This window comes from Mycobacteriales bacterium, assembly GCA_035690485.1.
Lineage (GTDB): Bacteria > Actinomycetota > Actinomycetes > JAFAQI01 > DASSKL01 > DASSKL01.
Genome location: DASSKL010000006.1, coordinates 1 through 22,728, shown reverse-complemented (window position 1 = coordinate 22,728; position 22,728 = coordinate 1). Strand labels below are relative to the sequence as shown.

Below are 22,728 nucleotides of genomic sequence, written 5' to 3'. Positions count from 1 at the left end.
TCAGCTCGTCTCGTCCTGCGGCTTCTTCCTCGGTGCGGCCTTCTTCGCGACGGGCGTGGCCGGGGCCTTCTTCGGTGCCCGCTTGCGCGCCGCGGTGCTGGCCCTTCCAGTGTCGGGCACGTCGCCCGCTGCCGCCACGGCTTTGCGCGGGGAGGCCGCCTTCTTGCTCGGACGCTTCGCGGGCGACGTTGCCGAGGCCGCCTTCTTCGCCGCCGCCGTGACCGGTACAGCCGCCGGAGCAGCCGACCCCGACTGGCTCGCCGCCTCCTCCGCGAGCAACCGGCGCAGCGGCTTGCCGACCGCGTTGTGCGGCAGGTCGGCGCGGATCTCGACGAGCTTCGGCACCTTGTAGGCGGTGAGCACCTCGGCGCAGTGGTCGCGCACGACGGTGGCGTCGACCGTGGCCCCCGGCTCCGGCACGACGTAGGCCTTCACGGTCTCGCCGCGGTAGCGGTCGGGCACACCGACGACCACCGCCTCGCGCACGCCGGCGACCTGCGTGATGACCTCCTCGACCTCGCTCGGGTAGACGTTGAAGCCGCCGGCAATGATCAGCTCCTTCTTGCGGTCGACGATCCGGAAGTAGCCGTCGCCGTCCATGACCGCGATGTCGCCGGTGAGCAGGTAGCCGTCGGAGGTGAACACCTGCTCGGCGGGCACGCTGTTGCCCCAGTAGCCGAGGAACACCTGCGGCCCCTTGACCGCGAGCTCGCCGGGCTCACCGACCGGCACCGCCCCGTGGCCGGGGTCGTCGGCGGCGACGACCTTGCAGTCGGTGCCCGGCAGTGGCACGCCGATGGAGCCGGGCTTCCGCTGCCCGTGCACCGGGTTGGCGTGCGTCGCCGGTGACGCCTCGGTCATCCCGTAGCCCTCGACCAGCCGCCCGCCGGTCACCCGCTCGAACGCCTCCTGCGTGTCGAGCGGCAACCGCATCGCACCCGACAGGCAGGCCCGGATCGAGCGCAGGTCGTGGCGGCGCAGCTTGGGCGAGTCGACCATCGCCTTGTAGATCGGCGGTACGCCGGGGAGCAGAGTCGGCCGGTACTCGTCGACCGCCGCGAACACCTGGTCGAGGTCGAAGCGGGGCAGCAGCACGAGGGTCCCCGCGAGCAGCATCGTGCTGGTCAGGCACAAGGTCAGGCCGTAGGCGTGGAACAGCGGCAGCACCGCGAGCGTCACCTCGTGACCGGGGGTGGCCTCCGGCAGCCACGCCCGCACCTGGTGGGCGTTGGCGACCAGGTTGGTGTGGCTGAGCATGGCGCCCTTGGCCCGGCCCGTCGTACCGCCGGTCCACTGCAGCACCGCGCAGTCGCGGGCCGGGTCGAGCTCGGCCTGCGGCACCGGCGCCGAGGAGCGCAGCAGGGCCACGAAGTGCTCGACCGCGGCGGCGCGCGGCAGGTCCGCGGTCAGCTGCCGGCGGCGGGCCCGGGCGGACGGAAGCGGCAGCCGCAGCAGGTTGCGCCGCAGGGTCGGCAGGTAGTCGGCCAGCGAGGTGACGACGACCTTCTCGACGCCGGTGTCGTCACGGACCGCGGCCACCGTCGGGTAGGTCTGGTCGAGGCAGATGACGACCTTCGCGCTGCAGTCCGCCAACTGCGCGCGCAGCTCGGTCTCGGTCGACAGCGGGTTGGTCTGCACGACGATGCCCCCGACGCGCAGGACCGCGAAGAACGCGATGACGTTCTGCGGGCAGTTCGGCAGCACCAGCGCGACCCGGTCGCCCTTGCCGACGCCGAGCCGGCTGAGCGCGCCGGCGAACCGGTCGACCGCATCCTTCAGCTCGCGGTAGCTGATGCGGGTGCCGAGAAAGGAGATCGCCGACTGGCCCGGGAACGCCACCGCGGCGTCGTCGAGCAGCCGGGTGAGGGGGACGGCGGGGACCTCCAGCTCCCGCGGCACGCCGTCGGGGTAGGCGGCCAGCCAAGGCCTGGCGGCATAGCTGCCGGGCGACCCGCCGGCGGTCGTCTTGCGCGGACGTGCCGGCACGGCTGCGCCTCCATCAAACGATGCGAAAAGGGACGTACGGGGGTGCGCGATTCTGACACGCGCGTGGCGCTCAGCCGCCGGGCAGCGTGGCCGAGGCGGAGGGGGCGACCGTAGGTGTCAACGACGGCGTGGCCGTCGGGGTGACGGTCGCCACCGGTCCCTGGTCGACGTTGACGTCGTTGTAGGGCAGCCGCGGCTCCACCCACGGGAAGACGACGAAGAACAACAGCGCCAGCACCCCGATCAGCAGCGCCAGAGAGCCCAGCAGCTTGCCCGGCAGCCCACCGGGCAGCTTGCGCCAGATCCACGGGTACACCGGTCAGCCCCCCAGCGCCACGGGGAGGCCGTCGACCTTCGGCTTCGCGTCGACGAGGATGCCGTGCACGATCAGCCGGTGGCTGGCGGAGTACTTGGGATGGCAGGTGGTGAACGTCAGGTAGGCCTTGGTCGGCTTCTGCCCCGGGTGGTCGGGCACCGGTGCGATGACGTCGATGTCGGTCGGCAGCACGACCTCCTTCGAGGTCACGTGGTAGGTGAACCACATCGTCCGCGTCTCGACCACGATCGCGTCGTTGACCTGCAGCTCGTCGAGCCGGTTGAACGGCGCGCCGTAGGTCGTGCGGTGTCCCGACACCACGAAGTTGCCGATCTGCCCGGGCATCGCCGTACCCGGGTAATGGCCCGGACCCTTCTTGAGGTCGTCGTGGTTGACGCCCTCGACGACGACCTTCACGTAGTCGCTGCCGAGGCGCGGGATGCGCAGGATGGCGACGCCCTGGCCGAGCGCGACTTCCTGGATGCCTGGCCCGCTGCGCGGCACCGGCAGCGCCCACTCGTGCTGGAGCTGGTTGCGCAGGTCGTGCTGCTGCTGCGCGGTGTAGAAGCCGGTGAACCACAGCTCGTAGGCGACGAAGAGCAGGATGACGAACCCGGCGGTGAGCAGGAACTCACCGAGACCGCGGGCGGCCGCCCGCGCGGTGTCGGCTCGGCTCACCCGGTCACCGCTTGGGCATACTGCAGCTCGAGCGGACCGGTGTAGGCCGGCAGCTTGATCTTGCGCTCGACCTTGAGGTCGTAGCCGAGCTGGTAGGCGCTGACGTACTGCTTGTAGATCTGCACGTCGGGCGAGGCGTCGAGGGCGTGGCGCAGCGCCGTGGGGTCGCCGACGGCCGTGATGACGTAGGGCGGGGAGTAGACGACGCCGTGCAGCAGCAGCGTGTTGCCGACGCAGCGTACGGCGGAGGTCGCAATCACCCGCTGGTCCATGATCTGCATGGCCCGGGCCCCGCCCGCCCACAGCGCGTTGACCACCGCCTGCACGTCCTGCTGGTGCACGACCAAGAGGTCGGGGTTCGGGTCGCCGGGCAACGTGCGGCCGGAGTCGGGGTGCGGTGCGTCGTCGAGCGTGACCCGCACGGCCGAACCGCTGACCGCGGTCAGCCCTGCCTCTTGGGCCAGCCGCTCGGCGCCGGCCCGCTGCGCCGGCGTAGTGCCGCCCGCGGCCTGGGCGGTGATGCTGCTGACCTCGTCGCGCAGCGCGGACTCCTGGTGGGTGAGCTCGAGTGTCTCGCGCTGCTTCTGCTCGACCAGCTGCGAGAGCTTCAGCGAGCGGCCGGACCGCAGGTCGGTCCCCTTGGCGGTGGTGGCGCTCGCCGCGATCAGCAGGCCGGCCAGCAGCGCAACGAGCGGGACCAGCGCCGTCCACCGCCGGGCTGGGCGAGCGGGCGGCGCGCTGGTAGACGTGGTGCCGGTGATTGCTTACCTCCGGTGCTGCGCTGGTGTCTACGCTAGGTCACCGAACCCCATCCGTGTGTCCCGCTCGCCGGAGGATCCGTTGCCGAAGTCCCGGGTGCGCAAGAAGGCGGCCTACACGCCGCCGCCGACCCGTTCCAAGAAGAAGCAGCCCAGCCCCCCGTGGGTGGCGCCGCTGATGGTGGCGTGCTTCCTGATCGGCATCGCCTGGCTGGTCGCCTACTACATCACCGGCACCAACGCCCCGGTGTTCGGCACGATCGGCAACTGGAGCCTGCTCATCGGCTTCGGCTTCATCGTCGTCGGCTTCGGCATCTCGACGCAGTGGCGCTGACCGGCTAATCACACGGGTGTGGTTTACCCACAGCGCTTGTCCCCAGTGTGGAGAACGCGAAGGCCCCGACCGGCTGCCGGTCGGGGCCTCGTCGCGTCTGGTCGGGACTACTGCGGCAGCAGCTCCAGAATCGTGGCGTTGGCCATGCCGCCGCCCTCGCACATGGTCTGCAGGCCGTACTTCAGGCCGTTGTCGACCATGTGGTGCACGAGCTTGGTCATCAGGATCGCACCGGAGCCGCCGAGCGGGTGGCCGATCGCGATGGCCCCGCCGACCGGGTTGACCTTGTCGTAGTCGGCGCCGATCTCCTTCTCCCACGCGGCGATCACCGTGGCGAACGCCTCGTTGACCTCGAAGGCACCGATCTCGTCGAGCTTGAGACCCGAGCGCTCCAGGACCTTGCGGGTCGCGGGGATCGGGCCGGTCAGCATGGTGATCGGGTCCACGCCGGCGAGCGCGAAGGAGTGGAAGCGCGCCATCGGGGTGAGGCCGAGCTGCTTGGCCTTCTCGCTGGTCATGATCAGCATCGCGCCGGAACCGTCGGAGATCTGCGAGGAGTTGCCCGCGGTGACGATGCCGTCCTCCTTGAAGGCGGGCTTCAGCTTCGCCAGCGTCTCCATCGAGGTCCCCCGGCGGATGCCGCCATCGGTGTCGACCGTGCGGGTGCCGCCGCCCTCGGCGGGCACGTCGATCGGGGCGATCTGGTTCTTGAAGCGGCCCTCGTCGATGGCCGCCGCAGCACGCTCGTGCGACAACACGCTGATGCGGTCGATGTCCTCACGGGTGACGCCCCAGCGCTGCGCGATGATCTCGGCGGACAGCCCCTGCGGCACCAGCTTGTTGTCGTAGCGGGCCATCATCATCGGCCCGAACGGGATGCCCGGCCCCTGGCTGAACGACGAGCCCATCGGCACGCGGGTCATGACCTCGACGCCCCCCGCGACCACCACGTCGTACTGCCCCGCGATGACGCCGGCGGCGGCGAAGTGCGCGGCCTGCTGGCTGGAGCCGCACTGCCGGTCGACGGTGGTGCCGACGACGTCCTCCGGGAAGCCCGCGGCCAGCGCCGCGCTCCGGCCGACGTTGCCGGCCTGCTCGCCGACCTGGCTGACGCAGCCCCAGACGACGTCCTCGATCAGTGCCGGGTCGACGCCGGTGCGCTCGACGAGGGCCTTCAGGACCAAGGCGGACAGGTCGACCGGGTGCACGTCCTTGAGGTCGCCGTTGCGCTTGCCGACCGGCGAGCGCACGGCGTCGACGATGACCGCGTCGCGCATGGCGGGCTCCTTCACTCGGAGAAGTTGAGGCTCATGTCAGATCCTCGGATGACTTCACTGTACGGCGGCCGAACCCGATTCGGAAACGGAGGGTTGACAGCTGTCCAGCGCCACCACGGTCAGGGCTGCAGGGCAGCGGTGTGCAGCGCGACGACCACCACGACGGCAACCGCGGTGAGCACGACGCCGGAGAGCTGAGCGACCGGACGCAGAGGCGAGCTGCGTGCCAGCCGAGCGGGCGCGTAGGCGTAGCCGACGGCGATGACGCCGCCCGCCGCGAGCCCGCCGAGGTGCGCCCAGTAGCCGATGCCGGGGATGGTGAACGACAGCACCAGGTTGATGCCGATCAGCAGCAGGATCTGCGTCGTGTCACGCCCTTGCTGGCGCATGAAGATGTAGTAGGCCGCGAACAGCGCGAAGATCGCGCCGGACGCGCCCTCTCCGCCCTGACCGGTGAGGTAGGAGAGCGCCGAGCCCCCGAGCCCGCCAACGAGATACAGCGCGATGAAGCGCCACCGGCCGAGCAGCGACTCGAGCTGGAAGCCGAGCAGCCACAGCAGGTACATGTTCAGCGCGATGTGCAGCCAGCCGACGTGCAGGAACATCGAGGTGACGAGCCGGTAGTACTCGCCACGGGCGACTCCGCCCAAGGAGCCGTCGGGGAGTACGACGTACTCGTACAGCGCGAAGTGACGCTCGATCGACGCCTGGTTGCCGGTGATCTCGACCAGGAACGCCAGCACGTTGAGCCCGATGATCGTCAGCGTGACAGCGCTGGCCGCCGCCGAGATCGGCGCGCCGTAGCGGGTCCGGGGCTGGCGCTGGCCGCGCTGCCCCGCCGCCACACACTCCGGGCACTGGTAGCCGACCGCCGCGTCGCGCATGCAGTCCGGGCAGATCGGCCGGTCGCAGCGCGTGCAGGTGATGTAGGTCTCGCGCTGCGGGTGCCGGTAGCAGACCGGGACGGTGCCTTGCGCGGCCCGTCCCTCCGAGCCGGTCACCGGCCGGCCGCGCTAGGCCTGCCCGCGCTCGACGTCGATCGAGGTGATGACGACGTCGGTGCGCGGCCGGTCGCCCGGACCGGTCGAGGTGGTGGCGATGCGGTCGACGACGGCCCGGCTGTCCTGGTCGGCGACCTCACCGAAGATCGTGTGCTTGCCGGTCAGCCACTCGGTGGGCGCAACCGTGATGAAGAACTGCGAGCCGTTGGTGCCGGGGCCGGCGTTTGCCATCGCAAGCAGGTAGGGCTTGGTGAACGCGAGCTCGGGATGAATCTCGTCCTTGAACCGGTAGCCGGGACCTCCGGTGCCGGTGCCCAGCGGGTCGCCGCCCTGGATCATGAATCCGGAGATCACTCGGTGGAAGATCGTGCCGTCGTACAGCGGCGCGGTGGTCTGCTGCCGGGTGCGGGGGTCGGTCCACTCGCGACCGCCCTCCGCGAGCTCGACGAAGTTGCGCACGGTCGTCGGTGCGTGGAACGGCAACAGCTGCACGCGGATGTCGCCCTCGCTGGTGTGCAAGGTGGCGTGCAGCTCGCCGGGAAGGTCTTGTGCTGTCGTGTCGGCCACGGCGCGCCCTTCGTACGTTGCAGCTGGGGTGGACGGGTCTCCCATCGTTGCACGGGTGCCCGGGGGTCTACCGCACGACGGGAGGCCGTGGTTGCATGGCACACGAGGGGGAAGGCCCGGGTCGCCGGGTCCGCTCCGCGGCGCCGTGCGCAGCTCCGCTGCATCGCCGCACGACCACCCTGCTGGAGGTTCGCTGTGTCCCACCCGTCGCGCACGATCGAGCTGCCACCGGACTGGGAGAAGCAGCTCACCGCCGGCTTCGAGACCGCCCGCGAGTTCGCCGAAACGGTGCCGGACCGGGTCGAGGCTGCCTGGGCCGCCGTGTCACCGCACGTCACCCAGGCCGTCACCGCGATGGAGCCGCACGTGAAGACGGCCCGCGCTGCCGTCGCGCCCTACCTCGACCGTGGCGTGCAAGCGGTGTCGCCCTACGTCGAAGAGGCCCGCGGGCGCATCGCTCCCGTCGTCGACCGGGTGACCCCGGTCGTCGGACCCGCGCTCGCCGAGGCGAAGGACCGCGTCGGCCCCTCCGTCGACTACGCCCGCCACCACCTGGTCAACACCGTCGCACCGGCGATCGCCGCGGCGGTCGACCAAGCGGTCGAGGCGTCCGCGCCGGTGCGGGCCGAGATCGTCCGCCGCGGCGACGCGGCACTGGCAGCCCTGCGCGGCGAGGTCACCACGAGCCGGCCGCGCCGGTGGCCGTTCGCGCTCGGCTTCCTCGCCGCCGGTGCCGCCGCAGGTGCGGCCGCCGGCGCGCTGAGCCGCCGCTCCGCCCAGCCCGCGGCGCAGGTGCGCCACCTGGGTCCGGTCGCCGACACACCCAGCGCGACCCCGCAGCGACCCGACGACGCACCGTCCGCCACCTGAGTCACACGAGCCGCCCGTTCGGCGGCAGGAGTGGAGCGCGGGTGCGGCGAAGTACCCGCGCATGTCGCGTCGCACCCTCGTCTCCGCCGTCGTCGCCGGTGCCCTGATCGCGGGCGGGCTGCCCGCGCTCGCCGCATCGCTGAACCAACCCACCGCCCGCCCGACGATCGCCGACACCGCGCTGCAGGGCGTCCATCCCGGACTGGCCCGGCTCGGGCAGGCCCGCCACATCGGCAACGTCCTGTCGGGCATCGCGACGTTCGACGGGAAGCCGACGAGCGGCGTGCTCACCGCGATCCGGGCGCTCGGCGTGAAGGTGCAGCCGACCCGCAACCTGCCACTGGCCTATGTGCTCGGCACGACCGCGCAGCTACGCACCCTGGTGTCGCACGGGCTGGCCAACGACGTCTACCCCGACGAGCAGCTGCACTGGGAGTCGACCGACTCCAACGCCACGATCGGCGCCGACAAGGTGCAGAAGATGGGCATCACCGGCAAGGGCGTCGGCATCGCGATCGTCGACTCCGGCATCGACGCCACCCAGTCGGCGCTGAAGAACCGCGTCACCCACAACGTCAAGATCATCGATGAGGAGTACGCCCAGCAGCCGGCCGGCTCGCTCGGCGGGCCGTGGATCATCCCGGTCGACCAGGGCCCCTACGACAACAGCGACTCGGCGTCGGGTCACGGCACCCACTGCGCCGGCATCGCCGCCGCCGACGGCACCGGTGACCCGAAGCTCGTGGGCGTCGCCCCCGGCGCCAACCTGCTCGGCTACTCGACCGGCGAGGCGGTGTTCATCACCGCGGTCGTCGGCGCCTTCGACGACATCCTGACCCACCACAAGGCCTGGAACATCCGGGTCGTCAGCAACTCCTGGGGCTCGAGCTTCCGGCTGTTCGACCCCAACGACCCGATCAACATCGCGAGCAAGAAGCTGCACGACGCCGGCCTGACCGTCGTCTTCGCGGCCGGCAACGACACCGAGCCCATGACGCAGAACCCTTACTCGGTCGCGCCGTGGGTGATCGGGGTCGCCTCGGGCACCTACGCGCTCACCCGCTCCGACTTCTCCTCCGGTGGCGTCGCCAACGACGACTCGCAGGCGCAGCCGTTGCAGGGCACCGAGGTGCACCAGCACTTCACCGGCACCCGGATCGGCCTCTACCACCCCGACGTCACCGCGCCGGGCACCGACATCGTCTCGACCGGCACCCCCACCGGCACGATCGTGACCGAGTCGCCGGGCAGCGACGAGGCCACGGCCTCGGGCACCAGCATGGCTACCCCGCACGTGGCCGGTGCGGCCGCGCTGCTGCTGCAGGCGCGCCCGTCGCTGACCCCCGACCAGGTCGCGCAGGTGCTGCAGGTGACCGCCCGCCAGGTCCGCGGCAACTCGCCGTTCTTCTACACCGGCTACGGCTACATCGACATGCCGGCGGCGATCGCCCTGGTGCGGAGCAAGAGCTTCTCGGCGCGGACCCTCGCCACGTTGCAGCAGCGGACCGACGCCAAGGTCCTCGCCTCGACGCCCTACCGCACGCTGAGCGTCGACTACTGGCAGTTCCCTGCGTCCATCGTCACCGTCGGCGGCGTCCCCGACTCCCGCACCTACACGATCGACGTCGATCCCGCGAAGACGCAGGTGCTCCAGGCGGTCGTCGCCTACCCGTCGCTCAGCTACGTCGGCATCAACCAGTACGACTACGGCGTCACGGTGACCGACGCCAAGGGCAAGGTCGTCGCGACCAGCACCCCGTCGAGCACGGCCGGCCAGTCATCGCTGCTCGCCGACCTGCGCGGCAAGGGCTACGCCGCCGGCACGTGGACGATCTCGTTGTCGGGCAACCTCGGCACCTCCGACAACGACACCCTCGAAGGCAAGAACGTCGCCTTGACCGTCGCCCAGCTGGTGACGCAGAAGGTGCCGGGAGCGAGTGGTCCGGTGTTCGTCCCCACGGGCAAGACCACCCTGCTCCTGCAGCCCGGCACCGCCACGCAGGTCCCTTCGCCTGAGGGCTGCGCGACCGCCTCCGACGTGCCCAGCGGCGGCATGGCCGGCCGGAAGTCGGCGACCTGCGAGTCGGGTCAGGTCGGCTATGCAACGACCAACTACGACGCCGCCGCGACGTTCACCTCCGGGCCCCTCGCGCGGCCGGTGACCCTCGGCAACGGCGCGCTGCTGCGTCAGTGGCTGGTCGACCCGGCCAACCCGGCCTACAGCAATGCGTTCACCGCCTGGACGATCGCCTCGCTCGACGCGATCGGGCCGGGCGGCAAGCGCCTCGGCATCGCCAGCATCGACGGCAAGGACCACCCGATCGTGACGAGCAACGACGCCACGGCGGCCAACCTGCCGTTCACGATCGCCCCGGTCACCGTGCCGGCCGGCTACCAGCTCGAGCTCAGCCTCACCTACGGAGGCGTCTACGACTCGGCGATGCGGCTGCTGTGGGGAGCGCAGTACGACTCCGGCATCACGCTGACGACCGGCGTCCTGAAGTAGGCAGGCGGCGGGACAACCGGCCACTCGGGGTGGAGACGAGGGGACTTGAACCCCTAACCCCCGCCTTGCAAAGGCGGTGCTCTGCCAGTTGAGCTACGTCCCCGGAAGCAGCGGCACGCGCCGCACGCAAACAGGGTAGTCGGCGGTCCCCTGCAGCAGCCAACGACGGGCGTGGTATCGAATCATTGGATCAACCCCTACCGGGGGAGGTCTCACACGACGACACGCACCCGTGCCAGGAGGATCCGTTGAGCGACCAAGGCACTCTCACCGTCACCGACAACCGGACGGGCCGGACCTACGAGCTGCCGATCGCCGACGGCACGATCCGCGCCATCGATCTTCGCCAGATCAAGACCGGCGACGACGACTTCGGCCTGATGGCCTACGACCCCGGCTTCTCCAACACCGCGAGCGCCCGCAGCGCGATCACCTACATCGACGGCGACGCCGGCATCCTGCGCTACCGCGGCTACCCGATCGAGGAACTGGCCGAGAAACGGTCGTTCCTCGACGTCGCCTACCTGCTGCTCAACGGCGAGCTGCCCGACGAGAAGACCTCGGCGGAGTGGGCGCACGAGATCACCATGCACACGCTGTTCCACGAGAACATCAAGAAGTTCATCGACGGCTTCCACCACGATGCGCACCCGATGGGGATCCTCGTCAGCAGCCTGGCCGCGTTGAGCACGTTCTACCCGGAGGCCTCGGAGATCGAGGACGCCGACGTACGCCGGATGCAGATCGTCCGCCTGGTCGCGAAGACGCCGACGCTGGCGGCATTCGCCTACCGGCATGCACGCGGGCTGCCCTACACCTATCCCGACAACACGCTCAGCTACGCCGGCAACTTCCTGCAGATGATGCGACGGGTGACCGAACGCGACTGGCAGCCCGACCCGGTGCTCGAGCACGCCCTCGACGTGCTGCTCACCCTGCACGCCGACCACGAGCAGAACTGCTCGTCGACCGCCATGCGGGTCATCGGCTCCTCTCTACCCGACCCGTTCGCGTCGGTAGCCGGCGCGGCAGCCGCCTTGTGGGGCCCGTTGCACGGCGGTGCCAACGAGCAGGTGCTGCGGATGCTGGGGGAAATCGGGTCCGCGGAGGGCGTCCCGGCCTACGTCGAGCGGGTGAAGAACCGCGAGGTCCGGCTCATGGGCTTCGGCCACCGGGTCTACAAGAACTACGACCCGCGGGCACGCATCGTGAAGCGGCTGGCCGACCAGGTGTTCGAGGTCACCGGGCTCAACCCGCTGCTCGAGGTGGCGCTGCGGCTGGAGCAGGTGGCGCTGTCCGACGACTACTTCGTCGAGCACCAGCTCTACCCGAACGTCGACTTCTACACCGGCATCATCTACCAGGCGATGGGCTTCCCGGTCGAGATGTTCCCGGTGCTGTTCGCGATGGGGCGGATGCCCGGCTGGCTCGCCCAGTGGCAGGAGATGCTGACCGACCCTGAGCGCAAGATCGCGCGGCCACGGCAGGTCTACGTGGGTCCCGCCGAACGACACCTGTAGACGGCGCGACCAGCCCGGATCGGATTGGCGCAGTCGCGCCGGCCCGAGCCGGGCTAGCGCAGGTCGGGCTCGCGGGTGGCCTCGCGCCACATCGCGGCCTCGGCCTGGGCGGCCCGCACCCGCCGGCCGATCGCGAGCCCGGCGGCGGAGATGACAGCGACGACGAAGGCCGCTTTCGCGGCGGCTCCGGTGGCGGCGGCTCGCTTCATCCGTAGACCTTCTGCATGCGCACGGGTGGGGTCTGTGACCGAGACTCGGTCGGGCTCCCGGTCGATCACTTGTGGGCCTGGGAGGACTTGAACCTCCGGCCTCATCCTTATCAGGGATGCGCTCTAACCGGCTGAGCTACAGGCCCGTGAACCGGACGCAAGGTTATCCCACGTAGAGGGGCAGAAAGCTGCCGCGGTCGGCGCCTGGGGACGGCGATGCCGAGCGCCCCGCTACTCCCGCTCCGTCAGGGTGACCTCGACGCCACCGACCAGGTCGGCGCACAGGTTGTAGATGAAAGCGCCCAGGGTCGACAGGGCGGTCACGAGCACGACGTTGACGATGCCGATGACGACCGCGCCCCCGACGACCTTCGACAGCGGGGCATAGTCGCGGACCGTGTGGCTGCCGGGGCTGACGTCCTGCAGGAAGCTGCTGATCGAGTCGAAGACACCCATGCCGCCGAGGATCACGTAGAGCACGATGACCGCGACGACGCCGACGATGAGCATCGCGAGCGAGAAGACGAAGGTCACCTTCAGCACCGACCACGGGTCGACCCGCTTGACGGTGAGCCGCGCCCGGCGCGGGCCGCGGCGCAGAGCACTTGTTGTCGTCGGGCCCGGGCTCGACACCGACGGCGACGGCCGCGGGCCAGTCGGGCTCGCCGACCCGGCCGGGGGGTGGCCGGTGGCGGGGCCGGACGCCCCGCCGGGCCCCGGCGCCGCAACCGTCGGCCGGCCGGCCGGTGACGTCCACCCGGGCCCACCCGGCTCCGGGCGCGCAACCGGCTGGTCGGTAGCCGGCCATCCGCCCCCACCGCTTCCCGGGGTGTCGCGAGGCGTCACTCCCGGAGACGGCCGTAGCCGTTCCGGGAGGTCACGCTCCTCGGTCACGAGTCGTCGCCGTCCTCGGGCTCGGCATTACGGGCAACTGCCACGACCGTGTCACCTTCGGGCAAGTTGATCAACCGCACCCCCATGGTCTGGCGCTGGGCACGGCGTACCTCTCGCGCCTGGGTGCGGATGACGCCACCGGAGGAGGTGATGGCGTAGATCTCCTCGTCGTTGTGCACGACCATCGCGCCCACGAGCTCGCCGCGCTTGGCCACGATCTTCGCGGTGAGCACGCCCTTGCCACCTCGCCCCTGCACGGGGTACTCGGTGATCCGGGTGCGCTTGGCATAACCGCCGTCGGTCGCGACGAGCACGTCACCGTCCTCGTCCCTGATGACCTCCATGGCAAGCAGTTCGTCACCCTCGGCGAACCGCATGCCGATGACACCACTGGTCGCGCGCCCCATCGGCCGCAAGGTGTCGTCGTCGGCGTGGAAGCGGATGGAGTGCGCGCCCCGGCTGACGAGCAGCATGTCGTCGTCGGCGGCGACCAGCGCCGCGGAGATCAGCTCGTCGTCGTCGCGCAGGTTGATGGCGATCAGCCCGCCGCTGCGGTTGGAGTCGAAGTCGGTGAGCGGCGTCTTCTTCACCAAGCCGCGCTTGGTGGCGAGCACCAAGTAGGGCGCCACGCCGTAGTCGTGGATGTCCATCACCGACGCGATCTTCTCGTCGGGCTGGAACGCCAGGATGTTCGCCACGTGCTGGCCGCGCGCGGCCCGCGTCAGCTCCGGCAGCTCGTGCGCCTTCGCCCGGTAGACCCGGCCCTTGTTCGTGAAGAACAGGATCCAGTTGTGCGTCGACGTCACGAAGAAGTGGTCGACGATGTCGTCCTCGCGCAGCGATGCGCCCTGCACGCCCTTGCCCCCACGCTTCTGCGACCGGTAGAGCGCGGTCTTGGTGCGCTTGGCGTAGCCGGTACGGCTGATCGTGACGACGACGTCTTCCTGGGCGATCAGGTCCTCGAGGGACATGTCGCCCTCGTAGGGCACGATCCGGGTCAGCCGGTCCTTGCCGTACTTCTCGACGATCTCGCCGAGCTCGGTGCCGATGATCTGACGCTGCCGGCTCGGCGACTCGAGGATCGCGTTGAGGTCGGCGATGCGCTCGGTCAGCTCGGCGTACTCGTCGATAATCCGCTGCCGCTCGAGGGCGGCGAGCCGGCGCAGCTGCATGTCGAGGATCGCGGTCGCCTGCAGCTCGTCGATCTCGAGGAAGTCCATGAGCTGGCTGCGGGCGGCGTCGGCCGACTCCGCGTTGCGGATCAGCGCGATGACCTCGTCGAGCGCGTCGAGCGCCTTGAGCAGCGCCCGCAGGATGTGCGCGCGCTCCTCCGCCTTGCGCAGCTGGTAGCGCGTGCGCCGGACGATGACCTCGATCTGGTGCTCGACGTAGTAGCGCACCATCTGCGCGACGTTGAGCGTGCGCGGGACGCCGTCGACGAGCGACACCATGTTGCAGCCGAAGGTGTCCTGCAGCTGGGTGTGCTTGTAGAGGTTGTTGAGGACGACCCGGGGGACGGCGTCGCGCTTGAGCGTCACGACGAGCCGCAGACCGGTGCGGGTCGAACCCTCGTCGGCCAGCTCGGCGATGCCCTGGACGCGGCCCTCGTCGACCAGCTCACCGATCTTGCGCAGCAACGCGTCCTTGTTGACCTGGTAGGGCAGCTCGGTGACGACCAGGATCGGGCGACCCCGCCGATCCTCGTCGATCTCGACGACGGCGCGCATGCGCACCGAGCCGCGACCGGTGCGGTAGGCCTCCTCGATGCCGTCGCGGCCGACGATGAGCGAGCCGGTCGGGAAGTCGGGACCCTGGATGCGCTGCATCAGCGCCGCGAGCAGCTCCTCGTCGGTGGCCGCGGGGTTGTCGAGGTACCACTGCACGCCCGAGGCGACCTCGCGCAGGTTGTGCGGCGGGATGTTGGTGGCCATCCCGACCGCAATGCCGGCCGAACCGTTGACGAGCAGGTTGGGGATGCGGCTCGGCAGAACTAGCGGCTCCTGCGCGCGCCCGTCGTAGTTGGGGACGAAGTCGACCGTCTCCTGGTCGATATCCCGCAGCATCTCCATGGCCAGCGGGGCGAGCCGCGACTCGGTGTAGCGCATCGCCGCCGGCGGGTCGTCGCCCTGTGATCCGAAGTTGCCGTTGCCGTCGACCAGCGGCTCGCGCATCGACCACGGCTGCGCGAGCCGGACGAGGGTGTCGTAGATCGCGCTGTCGCCGTGCGGGTGGTAGTTGCCCATGACGTCACCGACGACGCGCGAGCACTTCACGTAACCGCGATCGGGCCGGTAGCCGCCGTCGTACATGGCGTAGAGCACCCGGCGGTGCACCGGCTTCAACCCGTCGCGCACGTCCGGCAGCGCGCGACCGACGATGACCGACATCGCGTAGTCGAGATAGCTGCGGCTCATCTCGACCTGGATGTCGACCGGCTCGACGCGGTCGGCGGGCCCGCCCGGCGGCGGGGTGGTCACCTCGGTCACGAGTTGCCTTTCGTCGTACGACGTGAACTACGGCTCGACACGCAGCGGCGCGCGTCAGATGTCGAGGAAGCGGACGTCCTTGGCGTTGCGCTGGATGAACTCGCGCCGGCTCTCGACGTCTTCACCCATCAGCACGCTGAACAGCTCGTCGGCCTGGGCCGCGTCGTCGAGCGTGACCTGCAGGAGGATGCGCTTCTCGGGATTCATGGTGGTCTCCCAGAGCTCGTCGGCGTTCATCTCGCCGAGCCCCTTGAAGCGCTGCACCTCCGGCTGCTTCTTGCTGCCGCTCTCCTGCCGTGTGGCGATGAGCCCGTCGCGCTCCCGGTCGGAGTAGACGTAGTCGAAGTCGTCCTTGCTCCACTTCAGCTTGTACAGCGGCGGCTGGGCGAGGTAGACGTGGCCGGCCTCGATCAGCGGCTTCATGAAGCGGAACAGCAGGGTCAGCAGCAGGGTGCGGATGTGCTGGCCGTCGACGTCAGCGTCGGCCATCAGGATGATCTTGTGATAGCGCAGCTTCTCGATCTCGAACTCGTCGTGGATGCCGCAGCCGAGAGCCTGGATCATCGACTGGACCTCGGTGTTCTTCAGCACCCGGTCGATGCGCGCCTTCTCGACGTTGATGATCTTGCCGCGGATCGGCAGGATCGCCTGGAACTTCGGGTCACGACCACCCTTGGCCGAGCCACCCGCGGAGTCGCCTTCGACGACGTAGATCTCGCTCTCGCGCGGGTCGGTCGACTGGCAGTCGGCGAGCTTGCCGGGCAGTGACGAGGAGCCGAGCAGCGTCTTGCGCCGGATGAGGTCGCGCGCCTGGCGCGCCGCGATGCGGGCGCGGGCGGCCGACGACGCCTTGGTGATGATGTCCTTGGCCTCGCCGGGGTTGCGGTCGAGCCAGTCCTTCAGCCAGTCGTTGACGACCTTCTGCACGAACGACTTGGCCTCGGTGTTGCCGAGCTTGGTCTTGGTCTGCCCCTCGAACTGCGGCTGGGCCAGCTTGACCGAGATGATGGCGGTCAGGCCCTCGCGGACGTCGTCGCCGGTGAGGTTGTCGTCCTTGTCCTTGAGCAGCTTGTTCTCGCGCGCGTAGCGGTTGATGATCGAGGTGAGCGCCGCGCGGAAACCCTCCTCGTGGGTGCCGCCCTCGTGGGTGTTGATGGTGTTGGCGAAGGTGTAGACCGACTCGCTGTAGGAGTCGTTCCACTGCATCGCGACCTCGACGGCCATGCCGTCCTTCTCGTCGCCGAAGGCGACGACCGACTTGTGGACCGGGGTCTTGGCGGCGTTGAGGTAACGGACGAAGTCCTCGATGCCGCCCTTGTACTCGTAGACGGTCTCGTAGGGCTCCTCCTCACGCTCGTCGCGCAGGGTGATCTTCAGCCCGCGGTTGAGGAACGCCATCTCCTGCAGCCGGCGCGAGAGCGTCTCGTAGGAGTAGACCGTCGTCTCGAAGATGTCGGGGTCGGCCCAGAACGTGACGGTCGTGCCCGTCTCGAGGGTCGGCGCGCCCTTGTGCAGCGGGCGGTCCGGCCGGCTGCGCAGGTAGGTCTGCGTCCAGACGTGGCCGTCGCGGCGGATGTCGACGTCGAGCCGGGTCGACAGCGCGTTGACGACGGAGACACCTACGCCGTGCAGGCCTCCGGACACGGCGTAGGACTGGCCGTCGAACTTGCCACCGGCGTGCAGCGTGGTCAGCACCACCTCGACGGCGGGCCGCTTCTCGACCGGGTGGCGGTCGACGGGAATACCGCGGCCGTTGTCGATGCACCGCACCCCGCCGTCGGCGAGCAGCGTCACGTGGACGGCGTCGCAGTAGCCGGCGAGCGCCTCGTCGACGGCGTTGTCGACCACCTCGTAGACGAGGTGGTGCAGACCCCGCTCGCCGGTCGAGCCGATGTACATGCCCGGTCGCTTGCGGACCGCTTCCAGGCCTTCGAGGACGGTGATGGACTTGGCGTCGTAGGACACGGCTCTGCCTTCTCCGCCCAAGGCGGGCTTCGTCGACGACCTCCGCTTGACCAGCGATCGCCGCAACACGGTCATGACAACTCGCGCCGGTAGGAACCGAACCAGGGCCCACAGCCGCCGGCGTTGCTTCCGATTCTACTCCGCCAGGCTGCCGCAACGACGGATTGGCGGGGCCTGAGGACGACACGGACGGACGTAGGCCGGGGGGCGAAAGTCCCCCTACGCGAGAGCGGCCCGCCGGAGGGCCGTGATGAGACTAGCCATAGGTGTCTCGCGGCCCCCGACCACCGGTCACCCGTCGAGGTCCGTGCCGCCAGTCAGGCGTCGCCGGCCCCTTGACCCGGACCTGGCGCACCAGGTTCGGACCGACCTCGCGGGCGAGCCGCTCCACGATCGACCTGGACAGCAGCCGCAGCTGCGTGGCCCACGCCGTCGACTCGGCAACGAGCACCAGCGTTCCCTCGTCGAGCCGCTCGGGTCGACAGTGGGCTGCGACATCGGGGCCGACCAGCGCCTCCCACCGGCCCATGACGGTGGCGACCGACATCGTGTCGTCCCAGCCCCGGTCACGCAGCAGTTCTCGCACCGCCGCGCCGAAGGGCTTGGGATCGCGGTCGTCGGGTCGCGCGCCGCTGCGCTGCTCGGCCCGCCGGACCCGGCGCCGCCGCCGCTGCTCGGGCAACGGTCGATTGGCCCGCGCCCGGGCAAGCGCGTCGCGGGCGATGTCCGCGCCGGTGCTGGCCGCACCGGAAGGATCCGGACCGATCGCCTCCCCGGTGGCGCCCGGACCGGCGGTCTCACCGGCAGCGCCCACGCCGGTGAGCTCGTCGTCGTCACGTGGCACGGTGGACACCTCCGGCAGAGACGTCGTAACGGGCACCGGCGAGTGCGGCAGGAACGTCGTCGGCGACGGCCGCCGTGATCAGCACCTGCTCGGCGCCCGCGACCAGCTCGGCCAGACGTGTACGCCGGGCGACGTCGAGCTCGGCGAAGACGTCGTCGAGCAGCAACACGGGTTCGCTGCCGTCGTCGGTCAGCAGGTCGTAGGCCGCGAGTCGCAGCGCCAAGGCCAGCGACCACGACTCGCCGTGGCTGGCGTAGCCGCGCGCCGGCAGCTCACCGATGCCCAGCAGCAGCTCGTCGCGATGCGGGCCGACCAGGGTCAGCCCGCGCGCCAGCTCGTCGTTCCGACGCTCGCGCAGCTCGTCGGTGATGGCCGCTGCCAGAGCCTCCCGGTCCGGGCGCAGCACGGCCTGCTCACCGAGCGAGGAGCGGTAGTCCAGGCTCGTCGGGCCGCCGCCGGCCGACACCGCCGCGTAGGACTTGTCGACCAGCGGTCGCAGGCTCTCGACCAGCTGCAGCCGCTGCGCGAGCAGCTCGCCTCCGGTGCGGGCCAGGTGCGCGTCCCAGGTGTCGAGCGTGCTGAGATCGAACCCGCCGCCGCGCCGGGCCGCTCCGGCGGACTTCAGCAACGCGTTGCGCTGTCGGAGCACGCGATCGTAGTCGGCCCGCACCCCGGCCAGCCGTGGAGCGCGACTCACCAGCAGGTCGTCGAGGAAGCGGCGCCGCTCGGCCGGATCCCCCTTGACCAGTGCCAGGTCCTCCGGCGCGAAAAGCACGGTGCGCACCAGCCCGAGCACCTCGCGCGGCCGTGACACCGGAGAACGGTTGACCTGCGCCCGGTTGGCTTTGCCGGGATTGATCTCGATCTCGACCAGCGCCGTACGCCCGTCGCGCACGGCGGCGACCCGGACGTAAGCACGCTCGGCGCCGAGACGCACGAGCGCCGCATCGGTGCTCACCCGATGGCTGTCGAGCGTGGCGAGATAACCGATCGCCTCGATCAGGTTGGTCTTGCCCTGCCCGTTGGGTCCGACGAACGTCGTGACGCCGGGGTCCAGCGCGACCTCGGCCGACGCGTAGGACCGGAAGTCGACGAGTGACAGGTGGGCGAGGTGCATGCCCTAGCGCGCGTGCTGCTCGGGGCGGCCACGGCCGTCGGCGTCGGCACCGGGCGCGTCGGCCCCGCGCTCGTGCGAGCCGGCGGCCGCGGTGACGGGGTGCCCGCCGAACTGGTTGCGCAGCGCCGCAATGGCCTTCATCGCCGGGGAGTCGTCCTGACGGGACGCGAACCGGGCGTAGAGCGCGGCGGTGATGACCGGCAGGGGTACGGCGTGGTCGACCGCTGCCTGCACGGTCCAGCGACCCTCACCGGAGTCCTGGGCGAAACCCTGCAGCTCGTCGAGATGCTCGTCCTCGTCGAGCGCCCGGACCAACAGGTCGAGCAGCCAGGAGCGGATGACCGTGCCGGTGCGCCAGGACCGAAAGACCTCGCGGACGTCGGTGACGAGCTCGGCGGTCTCGAGCAGCTCGAACCCTTCGGCGTAGGCCTGCATGACGCCGTACTCGATGCCGTTGTGCACCATCTTCGCGAAGTGCCCGGCGCCGACGGATCCGGCATGCACGAACCCGTAGTCTCCCGGCGGCTTGAGCGCCTCGAAGACCGGCCGCAGCAGCGCGACGTGCTCGTCAGCGCCGCCGCACATCAGCGCGTAGCCCTCGTCGAGACCCCAGATGCCGCCGCTGACTCCGCAGTCGACAAAACCGATGCCAGACTCGGCGAGCTGCTCCGCGTGCCGGATGTCGTCGAGATAGCGCGAGTTGCCACCGTCGACCACGACGTCACCTGCGTCGAGCAGCTGCCCAAGAGTCTCGACGGTCTGGTAGGTCGGATCGCCCGCCGGCACCATGACCCACACCACCCGCGGAGTCGGCAACGCCGCAACGAGCCCCTCGAGGGAGTCGACGTCGCGGCTGCCCGCCGCCCGGTCATAGCCGACGACCGTGTGACCGGCGCGCCGCAACCGCTCGGCCATGTTGGCGCCCATCCGGCCGAGCCCGACCATGCCGAGCGTCATCGCCGCCGTCGACATCACCCCGACAGCCGCACGGGCATGAGCAGGTAGCGGTAGTCACCGCCGTCGACACCCTCGCCGGCCTGCTTGCCGGTCAGCACGGCCGGCTTCGTCGGTGCCGTGAAGGCGAAGTGCGCCGTATCGGAGTCGATCGCACCGAGCCCGTCGAGCAGGTAGGTCGGGTTGAAGGCGATCGTCATGTCGTCGCCCTCATAGCTCGCCGGCAGGGCCTCGGACGCCTGGGCGTCGTCGAGCCCGCCGGCCTCGAGCACCAGGCCCTCGGCCGAGAACGTCAGGCGCACCGGTGCATTGCGAGCGGCCACCAGCGAAACCCGCTTCACGGCCTCGACGAGTGCGGCCGTCTCGACCTGGGCCTGCGCCGATGACTCGCTGGGCAGCAGCGCGCGGTACTTCGGGAACTCCCCGTCGAGCAGCCGGGTCGTCGTACGCCGGGAACCGCCGACGAACCCGACCATCCCGTCGGCCGTCGTGCCGGCACCGACCCCTCCGGTCGAACCGGTGCCGAGCGCGACCGTCACCTGAGCACCCGACGTCAGGGATCGTGCGGTCTCCGCCAGCGTGCGGGCCGGCACCAGCGCGGTCGCCGACAACGACGTGTCGCCCGGCTGCCAGCGCAGCTCACGCACCGCGAGCCGGTAGCGGTCGGTCGCGGCCAGCGTCAACCGGTCGCCGTCGATCTCCACCCGGATGCCGGTGAGCACGGGCAACGTGTCGTCACGGCCCGCCGCCACCGCCACCGACAAGACCGCAGCTGCGAACACGTCGCTGCCCACGGTGCCAGCCACTGGCGGCAGATCGGGCAGCGTGGGGTACTCCTCCAGCGGCAACGTCGCCAGCGTGAACCGCGCCGTGCCACACGTGACGACGACCCGTGAGCCATCGGTGGCCAGCTCGACCGGTGCGCTCGGCAAGCTGCGAGTGATCTCGGCGAGCAACCGGCCGGACACGAGTGCCTGGCCGCCCTCGGACACCTCCACCGGGAGCTCTATCCGGGTCGACACCTCGTAGTCGAAACCGGAGACGGTCAGCTCGCCGCCGGCCACGTCGAGGCGAAGACCTGCCAGCACGGGCAGCTGGGGACGTTGGGGCAGCGTGCGCGCCGACCACGCCACAGCATCGGCCAGAGCGTCGCGCTCGACTCGGAACCTCATTGCTACCGGACCTCCTCGAGGAACCGGACCGCAGTCCTGATTTCGGACAGGCGGGCCGGGATCCTCATGTGCACGTCACTGATGATTGTTGTTCGAAGGGATGACAAAAAACTCAGACGTCATCGTGTTAGGGCCGGTGGACACTGTGGACGACCGGGAAACCTGCAGGTCAACGGCCCAACCGGCAGTGCCTGTGGCTGTGAACCCGCGCTGTGGACGGCGGCCGTGGCTGAGGACGACGGTCGGGATGACCGCGAACCGCCGGTGCCGTCCCCACGTGTCCACAGGGTTGTCCCCAAGCTGTGTATGAAGATCGTGAACCGTCGTGGCACGGGGGGAGCGCGGAGGATTCATCCTTGACGTGCCTGGGACTTGATGCGGTTGGTGAGCTCGGTCACCTGGTTGAAGATCGACCGGCGTTCAGCCATCAGTGATCGGATCTTGCGGTCGGCGTGCATGACCGTGGTGTGATCGCGGCCGCCGAACTGCTGCCCGATCTTCGGCAGCGACAGATCCGTGAGCTCGCGGCACAGGTACATCGCGATCTGCCGTGCCGTCACCAGCACCCGGCTCCGGGAAGAGCCGCAGAGGTCCTCGAGCGTCAGGCCGAAGTAGGCCGCGGTGGCCACCATGATGGTCGCGGCGGTGATCTCCGGACCGCTGGCGTCGGGAATGAGGTCCTTGAGCACGACCTCGGCCAGCGCCAGGTCGACGTCCTGGCGGTTGAGGTTCGCGAAGGCCGTGACCCGGATGAGGGCGCCCTCGAGCTCGCGGATGTTGGTCTGGATCTTCGAGGCGATGAACTCGAGCACGTCCGGCGGCGCGGTGAGCCGGTCCATGGCGGCCTTCTTGCGCAGGATCGCGATCCGGGTCTCCAGGTCCGGCGGCTGCACGTCGGTCAAGAGACCCCACTCGAAGCGGTTGCGCAGCCGGTCCTCGAGCTGGGTCAGCCGCTTGGGCGGTCGGTCGGAGCTGATCACGATCTGCTTGTTGGCGTTGTGCAGCGTGTTGAAGGTGTGGAAGAACTCCTCCTGCGTCGACTCCTTGTCGGCGAGGAACTGCACGTCGTCGACGAGCAGGATGTCCATGTCCCGGTACCGCTTGCGGAACGCGTCCGCCTTGCCGTCCCGGATGGAGTTGATGAACTCGTTGGTGAACTCCTCGGAGCTCACGTAGCGCACCCGGGTGCCGGGGTAGAGGCTGCGGGCATAGTGCCCGATCGCATGCAGCAGGTGCGTCTTGCCCAGACCGGACTCGCCGTAGATGAACAGCGG

Annotated in this window: 20 protein-coding genes and 2 tRNA genes; 4 read left to right on the top strand and 18 right to left on the bottom strand. The window is 70.0% G+C overall.

Annotation, left to right across the window (positions count from 1 at the left end; translation table 11 throughout):
* The 4 genes from VFJ21_00965 to VFJ21_00950 form a co-directional block, all read right to left on the bottom strand.
* Positions 1-1,986 (bottom strand): AMP-binding protein, encoded by a 1,986-nt coding sequence (locus tag VFJ21_00965; protein ID HET7405692.1) that lies wholly within the window; start codon positions 1,984-1,986, stop codon positions 1-3.
* Between the two features lie 70 nt (positions 1,987-2,056).
* Positions 2,057-2,302 carry a hypothetical protein gene (locus tag VFJ21_00960; protein ID HET7405691.1) on the bottom strand — a complete coding sequence of 82 codons (246 nt, stop codon included), beginning with the start codon at positions 2,300-2,302 and terminating at the stop codon, positions 2,057-2,059.
* Positions 2,303-2,305: 3 nt separating this feature from the next.
* Entirely contained in the window at positions 2,306-2,980 is a 675-nt protein-coding gene (locus tag VFJ21_00955) for a class E sortase (GenBank protein ID HET7405690.1), read from the bottom strand.
* Entirely contained in the window at positions 2,977-3,444 is a 468-nt protein-coding gene (locus VFJ21_00950) for a DUF881 domain-containing protein (GenBank protein ID HET7405689.1), read from the bottom strand. The genes VFJ21_00955 and VFJ21_00950 overlap by 4 nt, the downstream gene beginning before the upstream one ends.
* 376 nt (positions 3,445-3,820) lie before the next feature.
* Between VFJ21_00950 and crgA the strand changes: the two genes are divergently transcribed.
* Positions 3,821-4,072, top strand: a complete 252-nt coding sequence (gene crgA / locus VFJ21_00945; GenBank protein HET7405688.1) for a cell division protein CrgA — start codon at positions 3,821-3,823, stop codon at positions 4,070-4,072.
* Positions 4,073-4,179: 107 nt separating this feature from the next.
* On the opposite strand, the gene VFJ21_00940 is transcribed toward crgA, so the two are convergent.
* The 3 genes from VFJ21_00940 to VFJ21_00930 all read right to left on the bottom strand — a co-directional run bounded on the left by VFJ21_00940 (position 4,180) and on the right by VFJ21_00930 (position 6,881).
* Positions 4,180-5,349 carry a thiolase family protein gene (locus VFJ21_00940; GenBank protein ID HET7405687.1) on the bottom strand — a complete coding sequence of 390 codons (1,170 nt, stop codon included), beginning with the start codon at positions 5,347-5,349 and terminating at the stop codon, positions 4,180-4,182.
* Positions 5,350-5,468: 119 nt separating this feature from the next.
* Positions 5,469-6,350: a rhomboid family intramembrane serine protease gene (locus VFJ21_00935; GenBank protein HET7405686.1), complete on the bottom strand. Its 882-nt coding sequence runs from the start codon at positions 6,348-6,350 to the stop codon at positions 5,469-5,471.
* Between the two features lie 12 nt (positions 6,351-6,362).
* Positions 6,363-6,881 (bottom strand): peptidylprolyl isomerase, encoded by a 519-nt coding sequence (locus VFJ21_00930; GenBank protein ID HET7405685.1) that lies wholly within the window; start codon positions 6,879-6,881, stop codon positions 6,363-6,365.
* A 231-nt stretch (positions 6,882-7,112) separates the two neighbouring features.
* Between VFJ21_00930 and VFJ21_00925 the strand changes: the two genes are divergently transcribed.
* Positions 7,113-7,787 (top strand): DUF5324 family protein, encoded by a 675-nt coding sequence (locus VFJ21_00925; GenBank protein HET7405684.1) that lies wholly within the window; start codon positions 7,113-7,115, stop codon positions 7,785-7,787.
* Between the two features lie 61 nt (positions 7,788-7,848).
* Positions 7,849-10,293: a S8 family serine peptidase gene (locus VFJ21_00920; GenBank protein HET7405683.1), complete on the top strand. Its 2,445-nt coding sequence runs from the start codon at positions 7,849-7,851 to the stop codon at positions 10,291-10,293.
* A gap of 30 nt (positions 10,294-10,323) precedes the next feature.
* Here the strand turns inward: VFJ21_00920 and VFJ21_00915 are convergent.
* A tRNA-Ala gene (locus VFJ21_00915) sits at positions 10,324-10,396 on the bottom strand.
* 145 nt (positions 10,397-10,541) lie between these two features.
* Here VFJ21_00915 and VFJ21_00910 point away from each other — a divergent pair.
* Positions 10,542-11,813, top strand: coding sequence for a citrate synthase (locus VFJ21_00910; protein ID HET7405682.1), 1,272 nt, complete (start codon positions 10,542-10,544; stop codon positions 11,811-11,813).
* Between the two features lie 53 nt (positions 11,814-11,866).
* On the opposite strand, the gene VFJ21_00905 is transcribed toward VFJ21_00910, so the two are convergent.
* The 10 genes from VFJ21_00905 to dnaA all read right to left on the bottom strand — a co-directional run.
* Positions 11,867-12,022 carry a DLW-39 family protein gene (locus VFJ21_00905; GenBank protein HET7405681.1) on the bottom strand — a complete coding sequence of 52 codons (156 nt, stop codon included), beginning with the start codon at positions 12,020-12,022 and terminating at the stop codon, positions 11,867-11,869.
* Between the two features lie 72 nt (positions 12,023-12,094).
* Positions 12,095-12,168 (bottom strand) — tRNA-Ile (locus tag VFJ21_00900).
* 85 nt (positions 12,169-12,253) lie between these two features.
* Positions 12,254-12,655 carry a DUF3566 domain-containing protein gene (locus VFJ21_00895; protein ID HET7405680.1) on the bottom strand — a complete coding sequence of 134 codons (402 nt, stop codon included), beginning with the start codon at positions 12,653-12,655 and terminating at the stop codon, positions 12,254-12,256.
* 257 nt (positions 12,656-12,912) lie between these two features.
* Entirely contained in the window at positions 12,913-15,402 is a 2,490-nt protein-coding gene (gyrA, locus tag VFJ21_00890; GenBank protein ID HET7405679.1) for a DNA gyrase subunit A, read from the bottom strand.
* Between the two features lie 54 nt (positions 15,403-15,456).
* On the bottom strand, positions 15,457-17,367 hold the full coding sequence (gyrB, locus tag VFJ21_00885; GenBank protein HET7405678.1) for a DNA topoisomerase (ATP-hydrolyzing) subunit B: 1,911 nt from the start codon (positions 17,365-17,367) through the stop codon (positions 15,457-15,459).
* A gap of 256 nt (positions 17,368-17,623) precedes the next feature.
* Positions 17,624-18,211 carry a DciA family protein gene (locus tag VFJ21_00880; protein ID HET7405677.1) on the bottom strand — a complete coding sequence of 196 codons (588 nt, stop codon included), beginning with the start codon at positions 18,209-18,211 and terminating at the stop codon, positions 17,624-17,626.
* Positions 18,201-19,328, bottom strand: coding sequence for a DNA replication/repair protein RecF (gene recF, locus VFJ21_00875; GenBank protein HET7405676.1), 1,128 nt, complete (start codon positions 19,326-19,328; stop codon positions 18,201-18,203). The genes VFJ21_00880 and recF overlap by 11 nt, the downstream gene beginning before the upstream one ends.
* Before the next feature lie 3 nt (positions 19,329-19,331).
* Positions 19,332-20,300 carry a decarboxylating 6-phosphogluconate dehydrogenase gene (gnd, locus tag VFJ21_00870; GenBank protein ID HET7405675.1) on the bottom strand — a complete coding sequence of 323 codons (969 nt, stop codon included), beginning with the start codon at positions 20,298-20,300 and terminating at the stop codon, positions 19,332-19,334.
* Complete coding sequence (gene dnaN / locus VFJ21_00865) at positions 20,300-21,454, bottom strand: DNA polymerase III subunit beta (GenBank protein ID HET7405674.1); 1,155 nt, start codon at positions 21,452-21,454, stop codon at positions 20,300-20,302. Before dnaN ends, gnd begins: the two co-directional genes overlap by 1 nt.
* A 350-nt stretch (positions 21,455-21,804) precedes the next feature.
* The coding region (dnaA, locus tag VFJ21_00860) for a chromosomal replication initiator protein DnaA (protein HET7405673.1) at positions 21,805-22,728 on the bottom strand (924 nt) is incomplete at its 5' end.